Raw genomic sequence first — 19,233 nt, 5'->3', positions numbered from 1 at the left:
ATAAGTTATATAAATTTGTGGAGGAGTAAGAATGAAAGTAAATGGAGTAAATAATAATATAAGAATTTATTCAGTTAATAAGCTTCATGTAAAAAATAAAATAAATAAAACTTTCAGTAAAGATAAAATAGAAATATCTTCTTTAGGCAAAGCATTAAATGAATATTCAATTAATTATAATGAAGTTGATAGAGAAAAAAAGGTAGCTGAAATAAAAGAAAAAATAGAAAGTGGAACTTATAAAGTAAATTCTAGAAAACTTACAAAAAAAATATTAAAATACATGGGAGATAAGGGATATGAGAATTAAGGAGATTTTAAATGAAGAATTAAAATCCTTAAATAGATTGCTAGGACTTTTGGATAAACAATTTAAATTAATAATGAAGAAAGATATATTTGGATTAGAAGAGATTGTAGATGAAATAAAGCTTTGCAATAAAGGGGAAGTAGAAAGAAGAAAAATTTCAAATGGAAATAGTATGAGAGAGCTAATAGAAAAATTAGATGACATGGAAGCAGATAATATCTATAGAGAAATAAAGAAAACTCTTCATAGTTTGAAACTTCAAAAAGAAACTAATGAAATGCTTATAAGACAAGGATTAAGTTTTAATCAATTAATAAATGCAAGTATGGCATTAATGTCTCAAAGCAATAAATTACCTAAAGAAATATTAAGTATTTTAGAAAGAATAAGAAAATAATAATGAGAAGTTAAATCTAAAATAAGATTTAACTTTTTTTTATTTTAAAAAGAAATTTTATAACTTTGTAAAATTAAATAGAAAAAAATTGTAAAATAAATTATAATATAAATGTATAATGTTAATAATAAATTAAATTAATGTAAAATTTAATACATAATTTAGACGAGGAGTGTGAAAAATGACTATTAAAGCTATAAATTCATCAGATTCATATAGTTTATTGAAAGAGGGCTTAAAAGCTTCAAGTCTTAGGGGAAAAGCTATAGCTAATAATATAGCAAATATAAATACTAAAAATTATAAAAGAGATACTGTTGTTTTTGAAGAAAATTTAAATAAAGCTATAAGTGATTTTAAATTAAAGAAAACAAATTCAAAACATTTAGAAAATGGGGAGAATTTAGGTAACATAACTTTAGCAAAGGATACATCAACTAGTATGAGAAGTGATGGAAATAATGTTGATTTAGATATAGAAAAAATAAATCAAGCTGCTAATACTCTTAAGTTTAATGCTTTAGTGCAACAAGCATCAGGAAAACTTAATAATATTAGCTATGTAATAAGAGGTGGGAGGTAATTAAATGAATGCGTTTTTATTTAAAAGGAAATGGAGTACAAGCTATTGGTATAGTAGAGGATAAATCACCTTTAAGAAAGGTTTATGATCCTGGACATGTTGATGCTGATGAAAATGGATATGTATTAATGCCAAATGTAAATGTATTAAATGAAATGGCAGATATGATTGCGGCAACTAGAGCTTATGAAGCAAATATTGATACTTTAAATGCTAGTAAAAGTATGTTTATGAAAGCTTTAGAAATAGGTAAATAATTAGGAGGAAGTTAAATGGTCATTAACGGATTTACGCCAAATGAAGAAATATTTAATAAAGAGATATTTCAAAATGGTAAAAAAGAAAAAGTGAAAGAGATAAGTTTTTCCAATAAATTTAAAGAGAAATTAGATGAGATAAATGAATTACAACTTATTTCAGAAGAGAAACAAATTGGATTTATAAAAGGAGAAGATGTAGATATTCATGAAGTTATGCTTGCAGGACAAGAAGCAAAACTTTCATTACAATTTGCAGTTGAGGTGAGAAATAAGATTATAGAGGCTTATCAAGAAATAAACAGAATGCAGTTATAAAAGATTGGAGCAGAGAAAATGGAAAAGCTTAAAGAAGTTTTTAAAGGGGTATGAGAAAAATTCAAATCGCTTGGTAAAGGTGTGAAAATAGCTCTAGTTTCAATAATAATAGCAATAATCATGTTGTTTTTTTATAATTCTGCAAACAAATATAAAGTTTTATTTTCAGATTTAGATCCAAATGATGCACAAATAGTTACTAATCAATTAAAAGAAAATAAAGTAGATATGAAAGTTCAAGGAAATAGCATACTAGTTAATAAAGATGAAGTTGATAGATTAAGGTTAGAATTAGCTCCACAATTATCAGAAGGAAGTAAAGGGTATGAGCTTATGGATAATAGTGGATCATTTGGAATGACAGATGAAGAATTTAATTTAAAGAAACAAAGAATGCTTCAAGGAGAGCTTGAAAGAACTATAAAAAGCTTTCCACAAGTTGAAGATGTTAGAGTTCACATAACACCAGCAAAAGATTCTGTTTTCGTGGAAGATAAAGAGCCAGGAAAAGCAGCAGTTATTTTAAATGTTGGAGGAAAGCTTAATACAGAGCAAGTAAAATCTATAGTTTCACTTGTATCAGGTAGTACACAAAATATTCCTAAAGAAAACATTGAAGTAATAGATCAAAATATGAATCTTTTATCTCAAGGAATAGATTATGAAAATGGATTAAGTGCAGGTGGAGTAAATTCACTAGATACTCAATATAAAAGTGAAAGAGATTATGAAGAAAAGTTACAAAAAGAAATAGTGTCACTTTTAGAACCTGTTTTAGGAAGAGGAAAAGTTAAGGCAACAGTAAATGTTGATTTAGATTTTGATTCAAAGAAAAAAAACTGAGACAGTTATAGATCCAAATAAAGTTATAGTAAGTCAACAAACTATAAGCGAAGGAAATTCAACTTCAAATGGAGCAACAAGTGAAAGTCCAGTAGATAATAATATGAGTAACACAATAGAAGAAAATAATTCAGGGGTAAAATCAAGTAAAAATGAGCAAAGCACAAATTATGAGAGCGGAAAAACAGAAACTCAAGTAATAAGTGCACCAGGAGAAGTCAAGAGATTAACTGCTTCTGTAATAATTGATGGTAACCTTGATACAGGAACTATAAATACTATTACTCAATCTGTAGAAAATGCAATAGGACTTAATTCTGAAAGAGGAGATAAAATATCAGTTGCAAGTATGGATTTTGATCCAGCTATAAAAATGGAACAAGAAAATCAAATAAAAGAATTTAATAAATGGAGTACGTAACACTGTAGATTCGGTTTATTTTAATAATAATCAACCGATAATACTTGTTTCACCAAATATTAGGCCAGCTTTTAGAAAACTTATAGAAATGGTTTTTCCACATATAATAGTACTTTCATTAAATGAAATTCCAAATGATGTAGAAATAAGAACAGAAGGGGTTGTAAATATATAAATGGTTATAAAAAAATATCTTGTTTCTAATATGAATGAAGCTCTAACAATGATAAGAAGTGAACTTGGAAAAAATGCAGTTATAATAACGCAAAGAAAAGTTAGAAAAGAAGGGGTTTTAGGAATATTTAAACCTAAACTAATAGAAGTTACAGCAGCAGTAGAAAATTCTAAAATAGTTAGGAATACTAATTTAGATGAAAAAAAAGATATGGAAAATTCAATAAATAGTATAAAAAAATTAATGGAAGAAAAATTATCAAATAAATCAATTGATGATAAAAAATTAAACAATAAAATAGATAATAATAAATTAATAGAAAATACTAATGAAACAAGTAATGAAGAGGTAGTTAAATTAAGAAATGAAATTTCAGATATAAAAGAAATTTTAAATAAAACATTAATAAAAACAGAAAAAATAGATTATTTACATGAATTATTAAAAGAGTTAGATATATATGAGCAGTTTTATGATGAATTTAAAGAGAAAATAAAAAATATAAATGATAAAGAAGAAGTAAGAAATTCTTTAAGAGAAATAATAGACAAAGAAATAACTATAGATACTGAAGAATTAAAAGGGAAGATTGTTTTAGTAGGGCCAACAGGAGTTGGAAAAACTACTACAATAGCAAAGCTTGCAGGAAAATTAGCTCTGAAAGAGGGAAAAAAAGTTGGTTTAATAACTGTAGATACATATAGAATAGGAGCAGTTGATCAACTTAAAACTTATGCAGAAATAATGGATATAGATTTTAAAGTTGTACTGAATAATAAAGAAATGGTAGAAGCTGTACAAGCTATGAGAGATTTAGATGTTATTTTAATAGATTCTACAGGGAGAAGTAGTAAAAATATAATGCAAATAAAAGAGCTTAAAAATCTTATAGGAAAAGCAGAAGTAGATAGCACATATCTTGTTATTAGTGGAACTACAAAAAATAAAGATTTAAAAAATATAATAGAAGGTTACAAGGGATTAGAATACAACAAAATAATTATAACTAAATTAGATGAAACAACTTCTTATGGAAATATCTATAATTTACAGAAACTAAGTGGAAAACCAATAAGATATTTAACAGTTGGACAAAATGTTCCTGATGACATAATAGATGCAAAAAAAGAAAAAGTATTAGATCTTTTATTTTTGGAGGAATGCATATGATTATGGATCAAGCTGAAAAATTACGTAATTTAGCAAAACAAAAAGAAAATGAAACGAGAATAATAACAGTAGCATCAGGAAAAGGTGGAGTTGGAAAAAGTAATTTTGTTGTAAATTTAGCAATAGCATTAAAGAGAAAAGGCAAAGAAGTTTTAATTTTTGATGCTGATATGGGAATGGGAAATGATGATATTTTAATGGGAATTTACTCTAAATACAATTTATTTGATGTTATAAAAGGTAAATCTATAGAAGAAGTTTTAGAAGAAGGAACTGAAGGAGTAAGGCTTTTATCAGGTGGATCAAGAATAAATAGCATGCATGAAATAGATGATAGAGAAAGAAAAATCTTTTTGGAAAAGTTAAGTTCACTAGATAAATTTGACTATATTTTAATTGATGTTGGAGCAGGGATTAATAAAACCTCATTAGAATTTATTTCTTCAGCAGAGGAACTTATAATTATAACGACTTCTGAGCCTACTGCATTAACTGATGCATATTCACTTTTAAAAGTCACAGAACACTTCAATGTAAAAACTAAAATAAAGATGGTAGTCAATAGGACACTTACTGATAAAGAAGGGTTAGTTACATATAGTAAATTTAAAGCTGTAGTAAATAAATTTTTATCTATGAGTTTAGAATATTTAGGGTGTATACCAGAAGATAGAAAATTAGTTGAAAGTATAAGATTACAAACTCCAGTTTTAACCAATTATAAGAATAGTAAAGCTTCTATTAGTATAGAGCATATTTGTGAGAGAATTTTAAATAATAAAAATATTTATAGAGAAAAAAAGGAAAATATATTTTCTAGGATTTTTAATATTTTTTCTTAGAGGAGAGAATTATGGTTAATGACAAAATAAAACTTAATACAATAATAGAAATTGAAGAAGATGATAAAAAATATCAATGTAGAGTTTTAGATGAAAGTAAAGATACTATAAGCATAGATATTCCAGTATATGGACATGAATATTTATTTTTAAGTAAAAATCAAAAAATAGATATTTTATATTTAGTAGAAAATGAATGTTATTATAGTGGATTATGTACAGTAATTAAGAGATATAAAAACAATATAAATATGTACATGCTAACTAGACCGATTAACTTAAAAAGAATTCAAAGAAGAAATTTTGTTAGAGCAAAAACTTTGGAATCTATAAAATATAAATTAAATTCAGAAGATGCTAAATGGAAAGATGGAATAATGTTAGATTTAAGTGGTGGAGGAATGAAAGTCTACTTAAAAGATGATATTAATATTGGAGAAAAGATTCAATTAGAAATTGAAGAAAATAGAGAGAAAATTTCAGTATTAGGTGAAGTAGTTAGGGTAGAACAAACAGAAAAAATATATGGTGTAGAGTTTAAAAATATTGATGAGCGTAAAAGGGATAAACTTGTAAAAAGGGTATTTACAATAATAGTAAAAGAAAGAAAGAGAGTTTAAAAAGAGGTGAAAGAATATGGCAACCTTAGAATCTATGGATGTAAAGAAACATATAGTAGAGGAATATATACCACTTGTAAAATATATAGCTTCGAGAGTTTCTATAGGGAGAAATAAAACAATTGAATATGATGATTTAGTTGGGTATGGAATGATTGGTCTTATGGATGCTATTAATAGATATGATGAAACAAAAGGAATGAAATTTTCGTCTTATGCTTCTATAAGAATAAAGGGATCTATGATTGATGAATTGAGAAAACATAGACCAATTTCTAAGGGTGCAATGGATAAATTAAAAACATATAATGAAGGAATAGAGTTTCTTCAAAATAAGTTACTTAGAGAACCTACAACCGAAGAAATAAGTAAATATTTAAATATAAGCATTCAAGAGATTTTCCAAATTGAAGGATATATAAATCTAATGGCGGTAATATCATTAGATAATCTTATTCTTGGAGATGAAGATGAAATGGCTGTTATGAATACGATAGAAGATAAAAATTGTAAAACACCAGAAGAGGAATATTTAAATGATGAATTAGAAGAAATTTTGAAAGAATCCATAGATGAGCTAAAAGAAAAAGATAAAATAATTTTAAATCTCTATTATTATGAAGAACTTACTTTAAAAGAAATAGGAAAAATCTTAAATATTTCCGAATCTAGAGTATGTCAAATTCATAGTAGAGCATTAAGAAATTTAAAGAGTACAATTAAAAATAAATTTGATATAAAGGTTTAAAAAGGTATTTAATAAATGATAATAATCTTTTTAGGTATAGGGATAGCACTTATAGCTTTAAATATAAATAAATTAAAAGATGATAAAAAAAATAATTTTTTATCAGTTATAAATGAAAAAGAAAAAGATTTTTCTGATATAGATTTGGAGATAGCTAAAATAAGAAAAAATATAGGTGAAAGTTTAACAGATTTACAATTAGAAATACAAGATTTAAGAGAGCAAGTTTCTTATTTGAAGTTTAAAATAAATGAGTTAGGAAAAAATAAAAATATAGAAGAATTGACAAATATAGGATATAATAAAATTGAAAAAAAAGAAAAAAATGTAATAAAAAATAGTGTAATAAATGAAATAAATTTTGAAAATAAATCTAAAAAAGATAAAATAAAAAAACTTATAGAAGATGGGTTAACAGATGAAGAAATATGTACAAGCTTAGATATTGGTAAGGGGGAAGTTTTATTAATAAGAGGTTTATTAAAGTAATAGAGAAACTTAGTTTTTTAAGTGATAGAAAAGTATTATTAGGTATTGGTATTGGAATAATAATAGGAGTTTTAGTTGGAGTTTTTAATGAAAATAATTCAAATATAAAAGAAATGAAAATAGAAGAAAAAGCAAGAGCACTTGGAATGCATTATGAATCTGAATGTAAAGTGTTTTTTAAGGGGGATGAGAAAAAATGATAAGAAGTCTTTATACATCTGTTTCAGGGTTAATTTCTCTTGAAAACAAACAAGCAGTTATATCTAATAATATGGCAAATGCAAATACAAATGGTTTTAAGAGTGAAGAGTTATCATTTAAAAGTTTTAAAGATGTTATGATACAAAATAAAGATAAAATAGTTGGTAGACAAAATGTACAAAATAAATTAGGAAAATTATCTTTAGGAGTGGCTATGGATAATGTGAATACAGTATTTACTCAAGGAAATTTTAAAGAAACAAGTAAAGCAGGAGATTTTGCCATAGATGGAAGAGGATTTTTTGTTGTACAAAGAGGTAGTGAAAGACTGTTTACTAGAGATGGTAACTTTAGAGTTGATAATGATGGATTTTTAATAACAACTACAGGAGATAATGTTTTAGGAGTTAATAGAGCTACAGGAAATTTAGAACCAATATTTGTTGGTGATTCTAGATTTGTTTTACAATCAGATAGAAGTTTAGAGATAGGTGGAAGAAAAACTCATAATTTAGCAACAGCAGATTTTAGAGATTATTCAACTTTAGATAAAATTGGAGATAATTATTATAAGGGAAATAATCCTATATATAATGCAAATGTAACTGTTTATCAAGGATTTATTGAAACTTCAAATGTAAATATAACAAATGAAATGGTTAATATGTTAACTACTATGAGAAATTTTGAAACAAACCAAAAATTTGTTTCAATGATAGATGAATCTTTAGGAAAAGCAGCAAGTGAAATTGGGGCTATAAGATAGGTGGGAGTTTAATTTGATAAGAACTCTTTATACAAGCAAAAGTGGAATGAATGCAAATCAAAATAAATTAGATGTAATTTCAAATAATTTAGCAAATTCAAATACAATAGGATATAAGAAAGTAGATGTTGGATTTAAAGATTTATTAAATGAATCTTTAAATAGAAAAGGATATCCTATTAATAATAAGACTGCTAATATGGGAACTGGAGTTAAAACTTCAGAGTGGTATAGAGATAATGGACAAGGAAATTTATTAGAGACTCTAAGGGGAACAGATTTATCAATAGATGGACAGGGGTTCTTTAAAATTATTGGTAAAGATGGATCTAGTGCATATACAAGAGATGGTAGCTTTTCAATTGATGGAAATGGAAGACTTGTAGATGGAAGAGGAAATAAAGTTTATTTAGAATATATAAATGGTAGAAATGAAGGAAATACTAAATTTACTACAAATAATTTCTTAATAGATAAAGAAGGAAGTGTTTTCTTAAAAGAAGAAGGTAAATTTAATAAAGTTGCTGAAATTCCAACGTATACTGCAATAGGTGATGAATCTTTTAAATCAATAGGAGAAAATTTATATTTACCAATGGATTCAGCTAATGTTTATAGAACTAGAGATTGTGATATTTATCAAGGAGTTTTAGAAGGATCTAATGTAGATATTGTACAAGAATTTACAGATATGATAGTAACACAAAGAGCATTTCAATTGAGTTCAAAAAGCCTAACTACAGCAGATGAAATGTGGGGAATGATTAATAATATGCGTGGAAGATAAAAAAAGAGATAGAATAAAAATTCTATCTCTTTTTTTTATTATTAATTAGTTTCCCATTGCTGTATTAGTTAATGGTGGAACTACTTGTTTCTTTCTTGAAAGAACCCCAGGTAAGAAAGCAGTTGAAGATTCAAGCTTAACATTAAATGCTTTTTCAACTAAATCAGATCTTTCTCCAGCTACTAAGATTTGTGAACCTTCATTTAATACATCAGTTAATAATAACACTACTGTATGGAATCCATTATCTTGAGCTTTTTTATTCATGTAATTTAACATTTCTTCTTTTAAAGGCATGAATCCATCAATATCCATAGTATTAACTTGAGCAATACCAACTTTTATATCACCCATTGAGAAAGGTTTAAAGTCTTGGTTGAATATTTGCTCAACAGTTTTACCTTTTAAAGATGTTCCTGCTTTAAGAAGAGCAGTACCAAATTCTTCTATGTTTACACCAGCTATATCAGCAAGTTTTTGGCATATGTGCTTGTCTTGTGGTGTACAAGTTGGGCTCTTAAATAATAAAGTATCTGAAATAATAGCCCCGCATAAAAGACCAGCAACTTCTCTTGAAGGTCTAATACCATTTTCAAAGAAGCATTTAGCAACTATTGAAGATGTACTTCCAATTGGTTCATTTCTAAAGTAAATTGGATTATTTGTTTGGATATCAGCAACTCTATGGTGGTCAATTATTTCAAGAACTTCTGCTTCTTCAAGTCCATCTACAGATTGACCTCTTTCATTATGGTCAACTTGAATAACTTTCTTTTTGAAGTTTGAAATTAAATGATATCTTGAAATTGTACCAATAACTCTTCCATCTGGATCAGTTACAGGATAGCTGCTGTATCTAGTTTCAAGCATAGATTCTTTAACTTCTTCAACTAAGTCATCAGTAGTAAATGAAACTAAATTTTCTTTAGCCATTACAAATCCTACTGGAATACTTTGTATTATAAGTCTTGAAGCTGTAAATGAATCATGAGGAGTTGAAATAACAGTAACTCCTTTATCTTTAGCTTTTTCAACTAATTCATTTGATAAAGCATTTGACCCTGTGATAATCATTAATGATACACCAACGTTTATAAGATTTTCTTGAACGTCTGGTCTATCTCCAACAATTGCAATATCTTCAGCATCTATATGTTCTTTCATTGAATTAGGTTGCATTGCAGCAACACAAATTTTACCTTTGAAGATTTTATTTTCTTCATTTATAGTTATAGCTTTAGCTGAAAGTGTATCAATTATATTTTCTATTGAAGTACAGCTTTTAGCTAATATTTGATTATCCCAAATATCCATATATGAAGAAGTTAAGTTTGAAAGAGATAAAACCCCTACTAAATGTTCATTTCCATCAGCTACTGGAATTGATTTGATATTTTTATCTTTCATTATATTCCAAGCCATTTTTAATGAAATTTCTGGTGATACAGGGCTTATATTATCAATTTTTAAATCTTCAACTTTAAGTTTAACTGTATCTAATAATTGAGGTGCATTTACCCCAAAATAATCTAATATAAATTGAGTTTCTGGATTAACATTTCCTAATCTAACTGGAATGGCTGGAATATCGCCAATTCTATTTTTTAAGTCTGCATATGAGTAAGCAGCACAAATTGAATCAGAATCAGGATTTTTGTGACCAGTTACGTAAATTACGTTTCTCATCTATTTTCCTCCTTAAAATATAAAATTTCTACTCTAATTGTAAAACCTTAATCGAAATTTGTAAAGAAAAGATGTAGAGAAAGTCTTCATAAGTTTTCTTCTTTTAAATATACATATAGTAGAGGGTAGAAAAAGGAGGAGAGTAAAGTGGTAGGAGAGAAAAATTCTATGGTAGGATTATCTACATCAGAAGCCCAAAAAAGACTAAAAAAGTTTGGTCTAAATCAACTATCAGAAAAAAGAAAAGCATCTTTAATAAAAGTATTTTTATCTCAATTTAATGATTTTATGGTTTGGGTGCTTATAGGAGCAACAGTAATTTCAGGACTTATGGGAGATGTTGCAGATGCAATAACTATACTTATTATAGTTTTAGTAAATGCAATTTTAGGATTTGTTCAAGAATTTAAAACAGAAAAATCTTTAGAGGCACTAAAAGATTTAGCAGCCCCTACTTGTAAAGTTTATAGAGATGGAAAAATAAAAGTTATTCAATCAGCTGAATTAACTATAGGTGATGTAGTTATTTTAGAGGCAGGAGATAGAGTTCCAGCTGATGGAGAATTTTATGAGTGTTCAGGAATAGTTGTTGATGAATCTCTTTTAACTGGTGAATCTGTTGGAGTAAACAAAGAAGATAAAAAAGGAAATAATTTAGGATATATGGGTACTAATATTCTGAAAGGAAAATCTTTGTTTAAAGTTATATCAGTAGGAATGAATACTGAAATGGGAAAAATAGCAAATCTTCTTCAAAATATTGATGAGGATAAATCACCATTAAAGATAAAATTAGAATCTTTAGGAAAAATATTAGTTATTCTTTGCTTAATAATATGTGCGGTAGTAACAATTTTAGGTATAGTTAGAGGAAATGAAATAGGCGAAATGTTTCTACTTGGAGTTTCTCTTGCTGTAGCAGCTATACCAGAAGGGCTTGCAGCTATAGTTACAGTTGCATTAGCTCTTGGAGTTTCAAGAATGCTTAAGAAAAATGCCCTTGTAAGAAAACTTCCAGCTGTTGAAACTTTAGGTTGTACTTCTGTAATATGTTCAGATAAGACAGGAACATTAACTCAAAATAAAATGACTGTAAAAGAAACATATTTAAATGGAAAAATATTTGAAATAGAAAAAGAAGACATAAGTAAAATTAAAGGAATAGAAAAGTTAAGAAAGGTTCTTGTTTATTGTAATGATTGTACAATAGATAGTAAAAATAAAAAAATTGAAAGTGCTCTTCATGGAGATCCTACTGAAACAGCACTTATAAGAATGTTTTTTAAAGATTCTAATGAAGCAATTTCTTTCAATAATAAAGTAAAAAGAGTTTATGAAATACCTTTTGATTCTACAAGAAAAATGATGTCTGTAATAGTTAAAGAAGGAGATAAAGAAACTTGTTATGTAAAAGGAGCTCCAGAGAGAGTTCTTCAAAAATGTAAATATATATTTGAAGATGGAAGAGTAAAGGAGTTAACTCATCAAAAGAAACAAAGTATAGAAAAATCTCTTGATGTTATGTCTTCTAGAGCTCTTAGATGTTTAGCAGGAGCTTATAGAGAAGATGGGATTAGAAGAGATGAAAAAGTAGAAGAAAATTTAATTTTTGTTGGTTTTGTAGGTAGTATTGATCCACCAAGAAAAGAAGCAAGAGATTCAGTTATAAAATGTAAACTTGCTGGAATAACACCAGTTATGATAACAGGTGACCATAAAAATACAGCACTTGCTATAGCTAAATCATTAAATATATGTAAAAGTGATGATCAAGTTTTAGAAGGAAGTGACATAGAAAAATTAACAGAAAAAGAACTTAGAGATAAAGTAAAAAATGTAAGAGTTTTTGCGAGAGTTTCTCCAAATCATAAACTTAGAATAGTAAAAGCTTTTAAAAGTCGTGGAAATATAGTTGCTATGACTGGAGATGGAGTAAATGATGCACCGGCAATAAAAGAAGCTGATATAGGAATTTCTATGGGGATTTCAGGAACAGATGTAACAAAAGAGGCTTCTTCTATGATTCTTATGGATGATAATTTTAGTACAATAGTTGATGCAGTAGAAGAGGGTAGAAATATTTATGATAATATAAGAAAATTTATAAGATATCTTCTATCTTGTAACTTAGGAGAAGTTTTAACTATGTTTTTAGCTTCACTTTTTACACTTCCAAATCCAATGACACCTATACAAATACTTTTTGTAAATCTTGCGACAGATGGATTACCAGCAATAGCTCTTGGAGTAGATCCAGCGGATAATGATATAATGAGACAAAGTCCAAGAGATAAAAAAGAAGGTATATTTGCAAGAGGATTAACAGAAAAAATATTAGTTAGAGGAAGTCTTATAGGAGTATGTACTTTGCTTTCATTTATGGTTGGAAGATATTTTAGAATGAATTTAGATACATGCAGAACAATAGCACTTTCAACACTTGTAATGTCACAGCTTTTCCATGTATTTGAATGTCGTTCAGAAAGACATTCTATATTTGAAATAAAATTATTTACTAATCCATATCTTGTAGGAGCAGTTTTAGTATCTATATTAATGCTTTGCTCAATATTATACATTCCATTTTTACAAGGAATATTCCATACAGTACCACTTATGTTCAAACATTGGACAATAGTATTAGTATTCTCAGGTACAATAGCACTTATAAATAGTGTATATTTGCTTATAAAGAAGTAAAATAAAAACTTCACCTACAAAGTTAGGTGAAGTTTTTTTATTTAATAATTATATTTAGGTTTATATTTTTTTATTAAATAAAATGATAAAACTAAAGTTAAAATTTCAGCAAAAGGAACTATAAGCCAAACACCATTTAAATCAAAAAGGTTTGGTAAGAATGCAGCACCAATTAATATAAATGCAAAAGCTCTTGAAAATGAAATAATAGAAGATATTATTCCATTACCAAATGAAGTAAAAAGTCCAGATGCAAATACGTTAAATCCCATTACTAAAAATGATAAAGAGAATATTAAAAGTCCAGTTAAAGCCATAGAAAAGACTTCATTATCACTAGAAACAAATATTCCTATAAGATTTTTAGAAAATACTATTGAAAGTATAAATATTAAAACTGATGATAAGGCTAAGAATTTAACCGAATGTTTAAAAGTTTCTTTTAATTTAGGATAATTTTGTGCTCCAAAATTATAGCTAAATAAAGGTGAAATTCCAGTAGCAAATCCAAGATAAGTTGATACAAGGAAAAATTGTGCATAAAGTACTATAGTTAATGCAGCAACACCAGTTTCACCAGCATATTTAAGTGCTAAAAGATTAAATAAAAATGTAGTTATTCCAGTAGATAATTCTGTAACCATTTCTGATGATCCATTTAATATAGCTTCATATAATCTTTTAAAGTCAAATTTAAATTTTTTAAATTTAAGAGTAGATTTTTTAGATAAAAAATAACCAATTCCACATAGAGTTGAAAAAAGTACTCCAAGGCCAGTGGCTAAAGCTGCACCAGCTATACCAAAACCTAGAATTTTTATAAAAACATAATCTAAAATAATATTTATGACTCCACCAATTATAGAAAGGAAAAGACTAAAAGAAAAATTACCATCAGATCTTATAAAAAATTCTAAAATAGTCTTAAAAATAAATATAGGTGTAAAAATGCAAATTATAGAACCATAAGGTATGCAATAAGGTATAAGATTATGTGTAGCCCCTAAAGCATAAGATAAGTCTTCTATAAAAATAAAGCCTAAAGCACCAAAAATTACACCGAGTAAAACTGGAAAGAAAGTAAAAAGAGACATTGATTCACTTGCTTCTTTTAAATTTTCTTCGCCAAGAATTTTAGAAATTATAGCACCGCCACCAGTACCAAACATAATTGATACACCCCAAATAAAACTTGTAAGTGGAAGAATTATATTTATACTAGCTAAAGCATCAGCCCCAACTAAGTTTGAGACAAAAATTCCATCAATTATTGTATATAAAGACAAAAATACCATTGACGCTATGGCGGGCAGTACGAATTTTAAAAATTGAAAAAAATTAAATTTTTTCGAAAAAGTAGTTTCCATTTGAAATATCCCCTAACATTTGTTATTCTTATAGCAATTATAAAGTGTATAGTAGATATACAGTCAAGAGAAAAAGGAGAACTTTTATGAGAAAAAAATATTTAAGTATAAGTGAATTTGGGAAAATATGCAATGTAAATAGAAAAACATTAATATATTATCATAATGCAGGTGTATTCTCTCCAGAGAAAATAGGGAAAAATGGATATAGATACTATAATATAAATCAGTATGAAACTTTTAATATATTAAAAGCATTTAGAGAGTTGGGGGTTTCAATAGATGAAATAAAAGAATATTTAAAAGACAGAAATCCAAAAGAATATCTAAATATTTTAGATAAAGAAAGAGAAAGAGTTATAGAAAAATTAAAAATATTAGATGATATAAAGCAAAAAATAGAATCTAAAATTGAAATAACTGAAAAAGGTATTGAAGAGGAAAAAAATAATGAGCCATATTTAAAAGAATTTGGAGAAGAAGAGCTTTATATAAAGAATGTAAAAAATGGTGAAGATATGGAAGAATTTATACAATTTATAAATTATTGTTCTGAAAAAAATATAGATAGAGGTTATTCTATAGGCACTACATTAGATGTTGAAGAGTTAGAAAATGGGGATTTCTTAAACATAGACAAAATGTATTTAAAAACAGACAAAGGAAATTATAAAAAAGAAAAAGGAATATATGCTTGTATAAATCATAAAGGGCCATATGAAGAGACAGGAAGGTCTTATAAAAAGCTTTTAGATTTTATAAAAAAGAATAATTATACAATAGATAGTTGTAGCTATGAAGATGGTTTATTAGATTTTTTTGCTGTTAAAGATGAACAGGATTATTTAACTAGAATTTCTATAAAAATAAAATAACTTAAAAATATAAAAGGTTGCCTAAAAAGGCAGCCTTTTATTTATCAAAAAATTCTATAAATTTATTTTTATCTTCTACAGATTCAAAACTATTTTTATGTATAAACAAAGTACCATCATTAAGTGACAAGAAATTTCCTTTTTCTTCGATTTGAGAGTAAGCATAAATATGAGTTTTTTGAATACTAATATCTTGTCCTTTTTTAGATTTTACAAAATATATATAGTCACCTTTTATATAAGTTCTGTATGGAAGTTGTATATAAGGTGTTTTCTTTAATTTTGGGCAATTAAAAAAATATTTTTCACTTCTTAAATTTTTTAGTTCTAATAAAAAATAAGTAGTAAATATTAAAATAATAACAGAAGAGAAGATTATAAGAAGTATTAGAGTAGAGTCTATGTAATAAGTTTTTAATAAATTAGAAATAAAAGTTATAATAATAAATAATATAATAGCGATATAATTTATAATTGGAGTGATATTAAAGTGAAAATAAAATCTATGAGGCAAATATGTTTGTAAAGTTGCAACATATTCAGGATTATTTAAATCAAAACATAAGTTAGCTTTAGAATTATCTATTGAGTCATTTAAAAAATCTATAAATTGTTTTAATGATTCTTCAGTATCAAACAAACGAATAGGAATATATATTTTATTTAAAATTATATAATCATCTTTGATTTTCACTTTTTTTATTGAGTTTAAGAATACTTGTGTAGTTGAAATTTTAGAAGATAGTATTACTGAATCAGAATTAATTATTAATCTTTTTTCAAGTATATCAGCATTAGAAAAGTTCGTATATTTTTTGCTTTTATAATTAATTTTATTTGAAATTATTTTTCTTATTTTTGCTAAATTAATATAGATGCTAATAATAGTAAATATAATAAGTATCAGAATAAAAGAATAATTTAAAGTAATATCAAATATTTTAGTAGAAATTATAAGTAATAATAATAATAAAGTTGACTGAATACAAGTAATTAATTTAATAGGTTTAATAATATCAAGCTCTTGGAATTTACAAATATCTCTAAATTCTTCTTTAGTTAATGTGTAATTCAGATTCATATAAATACTCCTTTACAAAAAATTGAATTTAATTAAATTTTATCATAAAAATGGAACAAAATGAACAAATAGTGAATTAATTATTAAATCGATATTAAGGATATATGAAAAATATTATATTAGAATTAAAAGGAATAATATACTATAAGCATTTATTTTTATTTAAAAATATTATGATATAATGTGTAATATAAATTTATAAATAAAACTTTATAATAAGATAAGTAGAAGTTAATAATAGGTATAGGGAAGAAGAAAGGATTTTTATAATGATAGATTTATTAAATAAAATAGCAAAAAATTCTCTTTTAGATGGACTAATAGAATGTAATTATGGTTTAGAAAAAGAAAATATAAGGGTAAATAAAAATGGAGAGATTTCTTTAAAGAGTCATCCAAAAGTATTCAAAGAGGATAATCCTTTTATAAAAAGAGATTTTGCTGAAAGTCAAATGGAAATGGTTACTCCAATATGTCCATCAATAGATGAAGCATATAATTTCATGGAAAATTTAAATAATATAGCTTCTTTAGAATTAGAAGATGAATATTTATGGCCACAAAGTAACCCACCAGCACTTCCAGATTGTGAAGAGAAAATTAAAGTGGCAGAACTAAAAGATGAAAAAGCAAAAAAATATAGAGAAAATTTAGTTAAGAAATATGGTAAGAAAAGACAACTTGTAAGTGGTGTACATTATAATTTTTCATTTAGGGATGAATTTATAGAAAAATTATATAAATTACAAGATAGAAAAGAATCTATTAGAGAATTTAAAAATGATTTATATTTTAAAATAGGAAGGAACTTTTTGAAGTATAAATGGTTCTTAAACTATTTAACTGGTGCAAGCCCAGTTTTTCATAAAAGTTATGTAGAGAAGTGTAGAAACTCTAGTGAGAATTTAAATGGTGACGATTTTTACTTTAAAGGAGTAGGATCATTAAGAAACAGTAGATGTGGATATAGAAATGAAGAAGACTTTTTTGTTTCATATAATTCTTTAGAAGAATACATAAAGGATATAAGAAAACTTATAAATGATAAGTGCATTCAACAAGCAAAAGAATATTATAGCTCAATTAGATTTAAATCAAAAGAAGCAGGAGATATGCTTGATAATTTAGAGGAAAATGGAGTTAGATACATAGAAATTAGACTTCTTGATTTAGACCCAACTACTAAGTTTGGAATATCAAAAAATTCTCTATATTTAATACATTTATATACACTTTTCTGTCTTTTTAAAGAGGACGAAAAATATACTTTAGAAGTGCATAATGAATGTATAGAAAATGATAATAGAGCTATTAAAAATAGTGAGGAAAGCACTTTAATAATAAATGGAAAAGAAACTACTGTTAAAGAAGCAGGACTTAAAATAATAGATGAAATGGAAAAAATAAAAGCAGTAGCATTTGATAATACTGAGTATGAAGAAGTTTTCTCAAGAATACTAAAAAAATCTAGATTAAGATTTGAAGATAGTAATGCAACTATTGCAAGTAGACTTATCCAAGGAATAAAAGAATGTAACTATATAGATTATTATACAAAAATAGCTATAGAAAATAGAAAAGAAAGTGAAAGAAATGCTTTTAAATTAGTTGGATATGAAGATTTAGAGCTTTCAACACAAATATTAATAATAGAAGCTTTAAAACATGGAATAGAATTTGAAATTTTAGATAGAGAAGAAAACTTTATTGCATTAAAGCTTAATGGAAAAATCGAATATGTAAAACAAGCGACAAAGACAAGCAAAGATAATTATATAACTGCTCTTATAATGGAAAATAAACTTGTTTCTAAAAAAGTTTTAGAAAAAGAAAATATAAGAGTTCCATTAGGAAATGATTATACTTTTATAGGTAAGGCTATTAAAGATTTTTCAAAATATGAAGGAAGAAAGATAGTTATAAAACCAAAGACAACAAATTTTGGAATAGGAATAACTATATTTAAAAATCCTCCAACAGAAGAAGAATATAAAAAAGCATTAGAATTAGCTTTTAAAGAAGATAATTCTGTTTTAATAGAAGAATTTATAGAAGGAAAAGAATATAGATTTTTAGTTATCAATGATGAAGTAGTAGGAATACTTCATAGAGTTCCTGCAAATGTTAAAGGTGATGGAAAATCTAATATAAGAGAACTTGTAAAAGAAAAAAATAAAGATCCATTAAGAGGAAAAGGATATAAGACACCTCTTGAAAAAATAAGACTTGGTGAAAGTGAAGAAATGTTCTTAAAGAATAATGGATTAGATTTTGATTATATTCCTAAAAAAGATGAAATTGTTTATTTAAGAGAAAACTCTAATATAAGTACTGGTGGAGACAGTATAGATTTTACAGATGAGATTCATAATAGTTACAAAGAGGTTGCAATAAAATGTGCAAAAGCTGCAAGAGCTAAAATAACTGGTGTTGATATGATGATAAAAAACATCTATGAAGAAGAAAATGGAGATAACTATGGAATAATAGAGATAAACTTTAATCCAGCTATTCATATTCATTGCTTCCCATATAAAGGAGAAAATAGAAAAGCTGGTGAAAAGGTAATAAAACTTTTATTCCCAGAAATAGAATAA

General features: G+C 26.1%; 19 protein-coding genes and 2 pseudogenes. 18 read left to right on the top strand and 3 right to left on the bottom strand.

Annotated elements, in window-relative coordinates:
- The first annotated feature begins 31 nt into the window (after positions 1 to 31).
- The 15 genes and pseudogenes from flgM (at position 32) to CLTHE_RS15475 (ending at position 8,927) form a co-directional block, all read left to right on the top strand.
- Entirely contained in the window at positions 32 to 310 is a 279-nt protein-coding gene (gene flgM / locus CLTHE_RS15545; RefSeq protein ID WP_080024193.1) for a flagellar biosynthesis anti-sigma factor FlgM, read from the top strand.
- The gene (flgN, locus tag CLTHE_RS15540) at positions 300 to 707 is read left to right on the top strand and encodes a flagellar export chaperone FlgN (RefSeq protein WP_242945664.1); all 408 of its coding nucleotides are present in this window, start codon (positions 300 to 302) and stop codon (positions 705 to 707) included. Before flgM ends, flgN begins: the two co-directional genes overlap by 11 nt.
- 181 nt (positions 708 to 888) lie before the next feature.
- Positions 889 to 1,290 carry a flagellar basal body rod protein FlgB gene (flgB, locus tag CLTHE_RS15535; protein WP_080024192.1) on the top strand — a complete coding sequence of 134 codons (402 nt, stop codon included), beginning with the start codon at positions 889 to 891 and terminating at the stop codon, positions 1,288 to 1,290.
- A 32-nt stretch (positions 1,291 to 1,322) separates the two neighbouring features.
- A pseudogene (locus CLTHE_RS15530) lies at positions 1,323 to 1,547 on the top strand (flagellar basal body rod C-terminal domain-containing protein); the annotation flags it as partial.
- Positions 1,548 to 1,562: 15 nt separating this feature from the next.
- Positions 1,563 to 1,865: a flagellar hook-basal body complex protein FliE gene (gene fliE / locus CLTHE_RS15525; protein ID WP_080024190.1), complete on the top strand. Its 303-nt coding sequence runs from the start codon at positions 1,563 to 1,565 to the stop codon at positions 1,863 to 1,865.
- 81 nt (positions 1,866 to 1,946) lie between these two features.
- Positions 1,947 to 2,708: a flagellar basal-body MS-ring/collar protein FliF gene (gene fliF / locus CLTHE_RS17090; protein WP_080024189.1), complete on the top strand. Its 762-nt coding sequence runs from the start codon at positions 1,947 to 1,949 to the stop codon at positions 2,706 to 2,708.
- Positions 2,686 to 3,129, top strand: coding sequence for a flagellar M-ring protein FliF C-terminal domain-containing protein (locus CLTHE_RS17085; protein WP_242945663.1), 444 nt, complete (start codon positions 2,686 to 2,688; stop codon positions 3,127 to 3,129). Before fliF ends, CLTHE_RS17085 begins: the two co-directional genes overlap by 23 nt.
- A 1-nt stretch (position 3,130) precedes the next feature.
- A pseudogene (locus tag CLTHE_RS16570) lies at positions 3,131 to 3,304 on the top strand (FHIPEP family type III secretion protein); the annotation flags it as partial.
- Positions 3,305 to 4,474, top strand: a complete 1,170-nt coding sequence (flhF, locus tag CLTHE_RS15510; protein WP_080024188.1) for a flagellar biosynthesis GTPase FlhF — start codon at positions 3,305 to 3,307, stop codon at positions 4,472 to 4,474.
- On the top strand, positions 4,474 to 5,316 hold the full coding sequence (locus CLTHE_RS15505; protein ID WP_080024226.1) for a MinD/ParA family protein: 843 nt from the start codon (positions 4,474 to 4,476) through the stop codon (positions 5,314 to 5,316). The genes flhF and CLTHE_RS15505 overlap by 1 nt, the downstream gene beginning before the upstream one ends.
- Positions 5,317 to 5,327: 11 nt before the next feature.
- Positions 5,328 to 5,936, top strand: coding sequence for a flagellar brake protein (locus CLTHE_RS15500; RefSeq protein ID WP_080024187.1), 609 nt, complete (start codon positions 5,328 to 5,330; stop codon positions 5,934 to 5,936).
- Between the two features lie 16 nt (positions 5,937 to 5,952).
- On the top strand, positions 5,953 to 6,684 hold the full coding sequence (locus CLTHE_RS15495; RefSeq protein WP_080024186.1) for a FliA/WhiG family RNA polymerase sigma factor: 732 nt from the start codon (positions 5,953 to 5,955) through the stop codon (positions 6,682 to 6,684).
- Positions 6,685 to 6,699: 15 nt separating this feature from the next.
- A complete protein-coding gene (locus CLTHE_RS15490) occupies positions 6,700 to 7,173 on the top strand; it encodes a DUF6115 domain-containing protein (RefSeq protein ID WP_080024185.1) in 474 nt (157 codons plus the stop codon).
- A 196-nt stretch (positions 7,174 to 7,369) separates the two neighbouring features.
- Complete coding sequence (locus CLTHE_RS15480; protein ID WP_080024183.1) at positions 7,370 to 8,140, top strand: flagellar hook-basal body complex protein; 771 nt, start codon at positions 7,370 to 7,372, stop codon at positions 8,138 to 8,140.
- A gap of 13 nt (positions 8,141 to 8,153) precedes the next feature.
- Entirely contained in the window at positions 8,154 to 8,927 is a 774-nt protein-coding gene (locus tag CLTHE_RS15475; protein WP_080024182.1) for a flagellar hook-basal body complex protein, read from the top strand.
- A gap of 45 nt (positions 8,928 to 8,972) precedes the next feature.
- On the opposite strand, the gene CLTHE_RS15470 is transcribed toward CLTHE_RS15475, so the two are convergent.
- Positions 8,973 to 10,613 carry a putative manganese-dependent inorganic diphosphatase gene (locus tag CLTHE_RS15470; protein WP_080024181.1) on the bottom strand — a complete coding sequence of 547 codons (1,641 nt, stop codon included), beginning with the start codon at positions 10,611 to 10,613 and terminating at the stop codon, positions 8,973 to 8,975.
- Positions 10,614 to 10,781: 168 nt separating this feature from the next.
- Here CLTHE_RS15470 and CLTHE_RS15465 point away from each other — a divergent pair, with 168 nt between their 5' ends.
- Positions 10,782 to 13,313 carry a calcium-translocating P-type ATPase, SERCA-type gene (locus tag CLTHE_RS15465; RefSeq protein ID WP_207651215.1) on the top strand — a complete coding sequence of 844 codons (2,532 nt, stop codon included), beginning with the start codon at positions 10,782 to 10,784 and terminating at the stop codon, positions 13,311 to 13,313.
- A gap of 41 nt (positions 13,314 to 13,354) precedes the next feature.
- Here the strand turns inward: CLTHE_RS15465 and CLTHE_RS15460 are convergent, their stop codons facing one another.
- Entirely contained in the window at positions 13,355 to 14,680 is a 1,326-nt protein-coding gene (locus tag CLTHE_RS15460; protein WP_080024179.1) for an MATE family efflux transporter, read from the bottom strand.
- 86 nt (positions 14,681 to 14,766) lie between these two features.
- On the opposite strand from CLTHE_RS15460, the gene CLTHE_RS15455 reads away from it, so the two are divergent.
- Entirely contained in the window at positions 14,767 to 15,555 is a 789-nt protein-coding gene (locus tag CLTHE_RS15455) for a MerR family transcriptional regulator (protein WP_080024178.1), read from the top strand.
- A 37-nt stretch (positions 15,556 to 15,592) separates the two neighbouring features.
- On the opposite strand, the gene CLTHE_RS15450 is transcribed toward CLTHE_RS15455, so the two are convergent.
- Complete coding sequence (locus tag CLTHE_RS15450; RefSeq protein WP_080024177.1) at positions 15,593 to 16,636, bottom strand: hypothetical protein; 1,044 nt, start codon at positions 16,634 to 16,636, stop codon at positions 15,593 to 15,595.
- A 269-nt stretch (positions 16,637 to 16,905) separates the two neighbouring features.
- Here CLTHE_RS15450 and gshAB point away from each other — a divergent pair, with 269 nt between their 5' ends.
- Positions 16,906 to 19,233 carry a bifunctional glutamate--cysteine ligase GshA/glutathione synthetase GshB gene (gene gshAB, locus CLTHE_RS15445; RefSeq protein ID WP_080024176.1) on the top strand — a complete coding sequence of 776 codons (2,328 nt, stop codon included), beginning with the start codon at positions 16,906 to 16,908 and terminating at the stop codon, positions 19,231 to 19,233.

The organism is Clostridium thermobutyricum DSM 4928, from assembly GCF_002050515.1.
In the GTDB taxonomy this organism is placed as follows: domain Bacteria; phylum Bacillota; class Clostridia; order Clostridiales; family Clostridiaceae; genus Clostridium; species Clostridium thermobutyricum.
The sequence above is the reverse complement of the archived record's forward strand: the minus strand, read 5'-3'. Positions and strand labels throughout refer to the sequence as shown.

Excerpts from the sequence above, each read along its gene's own strand:
- CLTHE_RS15450 (WP_080024177.1), bottom strand. The coding sequence starts at position 16,636 with ATGAATCTGAATTACACATTAACTAAAGAAGAATTTAGAGATATTTGT.
- CLTHE_RS15460 (WP_080024179.1), bottom strand. The coding sequence starts at position 14,680 with ATGGAAACTACTTTTTCGAAAAAATTTAATTTTTTTCAATTTTTAAAA.
- CLTHE_RS15500 (WP_080024187.1), top strand. The coding sequence starts at position 5,328 with ATGGTTAATGACAAAATAAAACTTAATACAATAATAGAAATTGAAGAA.
- CLTHE_RS15480 (WP_080024183.1), top strand. The coding sequence starts at position 7,370 with ATGATAAGAAGTCTTTATACATCTGTTTCAGGGTTAATTTCTCTTGAA.
- flgB (WP_080024192.1), top strand. The coding sequence starts at position 889 with ATGACTATTAAAGCTATAAATTCATCAGATTCATATAGTTTATTGAAA.
- flgM (WP_080024193.1), top strand. The coding sequence starts at position 32 with ATGAAAGTAAATGGAGTAAATAATAATATAAGAATTTATTCAGTTAAT.
- CLTHE_RS15495 (WP_080024186.1), top strand. The coding sequence starts at position 5,953 with ATGGCAACCTTAGAATCTATGGATGTAAAGAAACATATAGTAGAGGAA.
- CLTHE_RS15470 (WP_080024181.1), bottom strand. The coding sequence starts at position 10,613 with ATGAGAAACGTAATTTACGTAACTGGTCACAAAAATCCTGATTCTGAT.
- flgN (WP_242945664.1), top strand. The coding sequence starts at position 300 with ATGAGAATTAAGGAGATTTTAAATGAAGAATTAAAATCCTTAAATAGA.
- flhF (WP_080024188.1), top strand. The coding sequence starts at position 3,305 with ATGGTTATAAAAAAATATCTTGTTTCTAATATGAATGAAGCTCTAACA.
- CLTHE_RS15490 (WP_080024185.1), top strand. The coding sequence starts at position 6,700 with ATGATAATAATCTTTTTAGGTATAGGGATAGCACTTATAGCTTTAAAT.
- CLTHE_RS15455 (WP_080024178.1), top strand. The coding sequence starts at position 14,767 with ATGAGAAAAAAATATTTAAGTATAAGTGAATTTGGGAAAATATGCAAT.
- fliE (WP_080024190.1), top strand. The coding sequence starts at position 1,563 with ATGGTCATTAACGGATTTACGCCAAATGAAGAAATATTTAATAAAGAG.
- CLTHE_RS15465 (WP_207651215.1), top strand. The coding sequence starts at position 10,782 with ATGGTAGGATTATCTACATCAGAAGCCCAAAAAAGACTAAAAAAGTTT.
- gshAB (WP_080024176.1), top strand. The coding sequence starts at position 16,906 with ATGATAGATTTATTAAATAAAATAGCAAAAAATTCTCTTTTAGATGGA.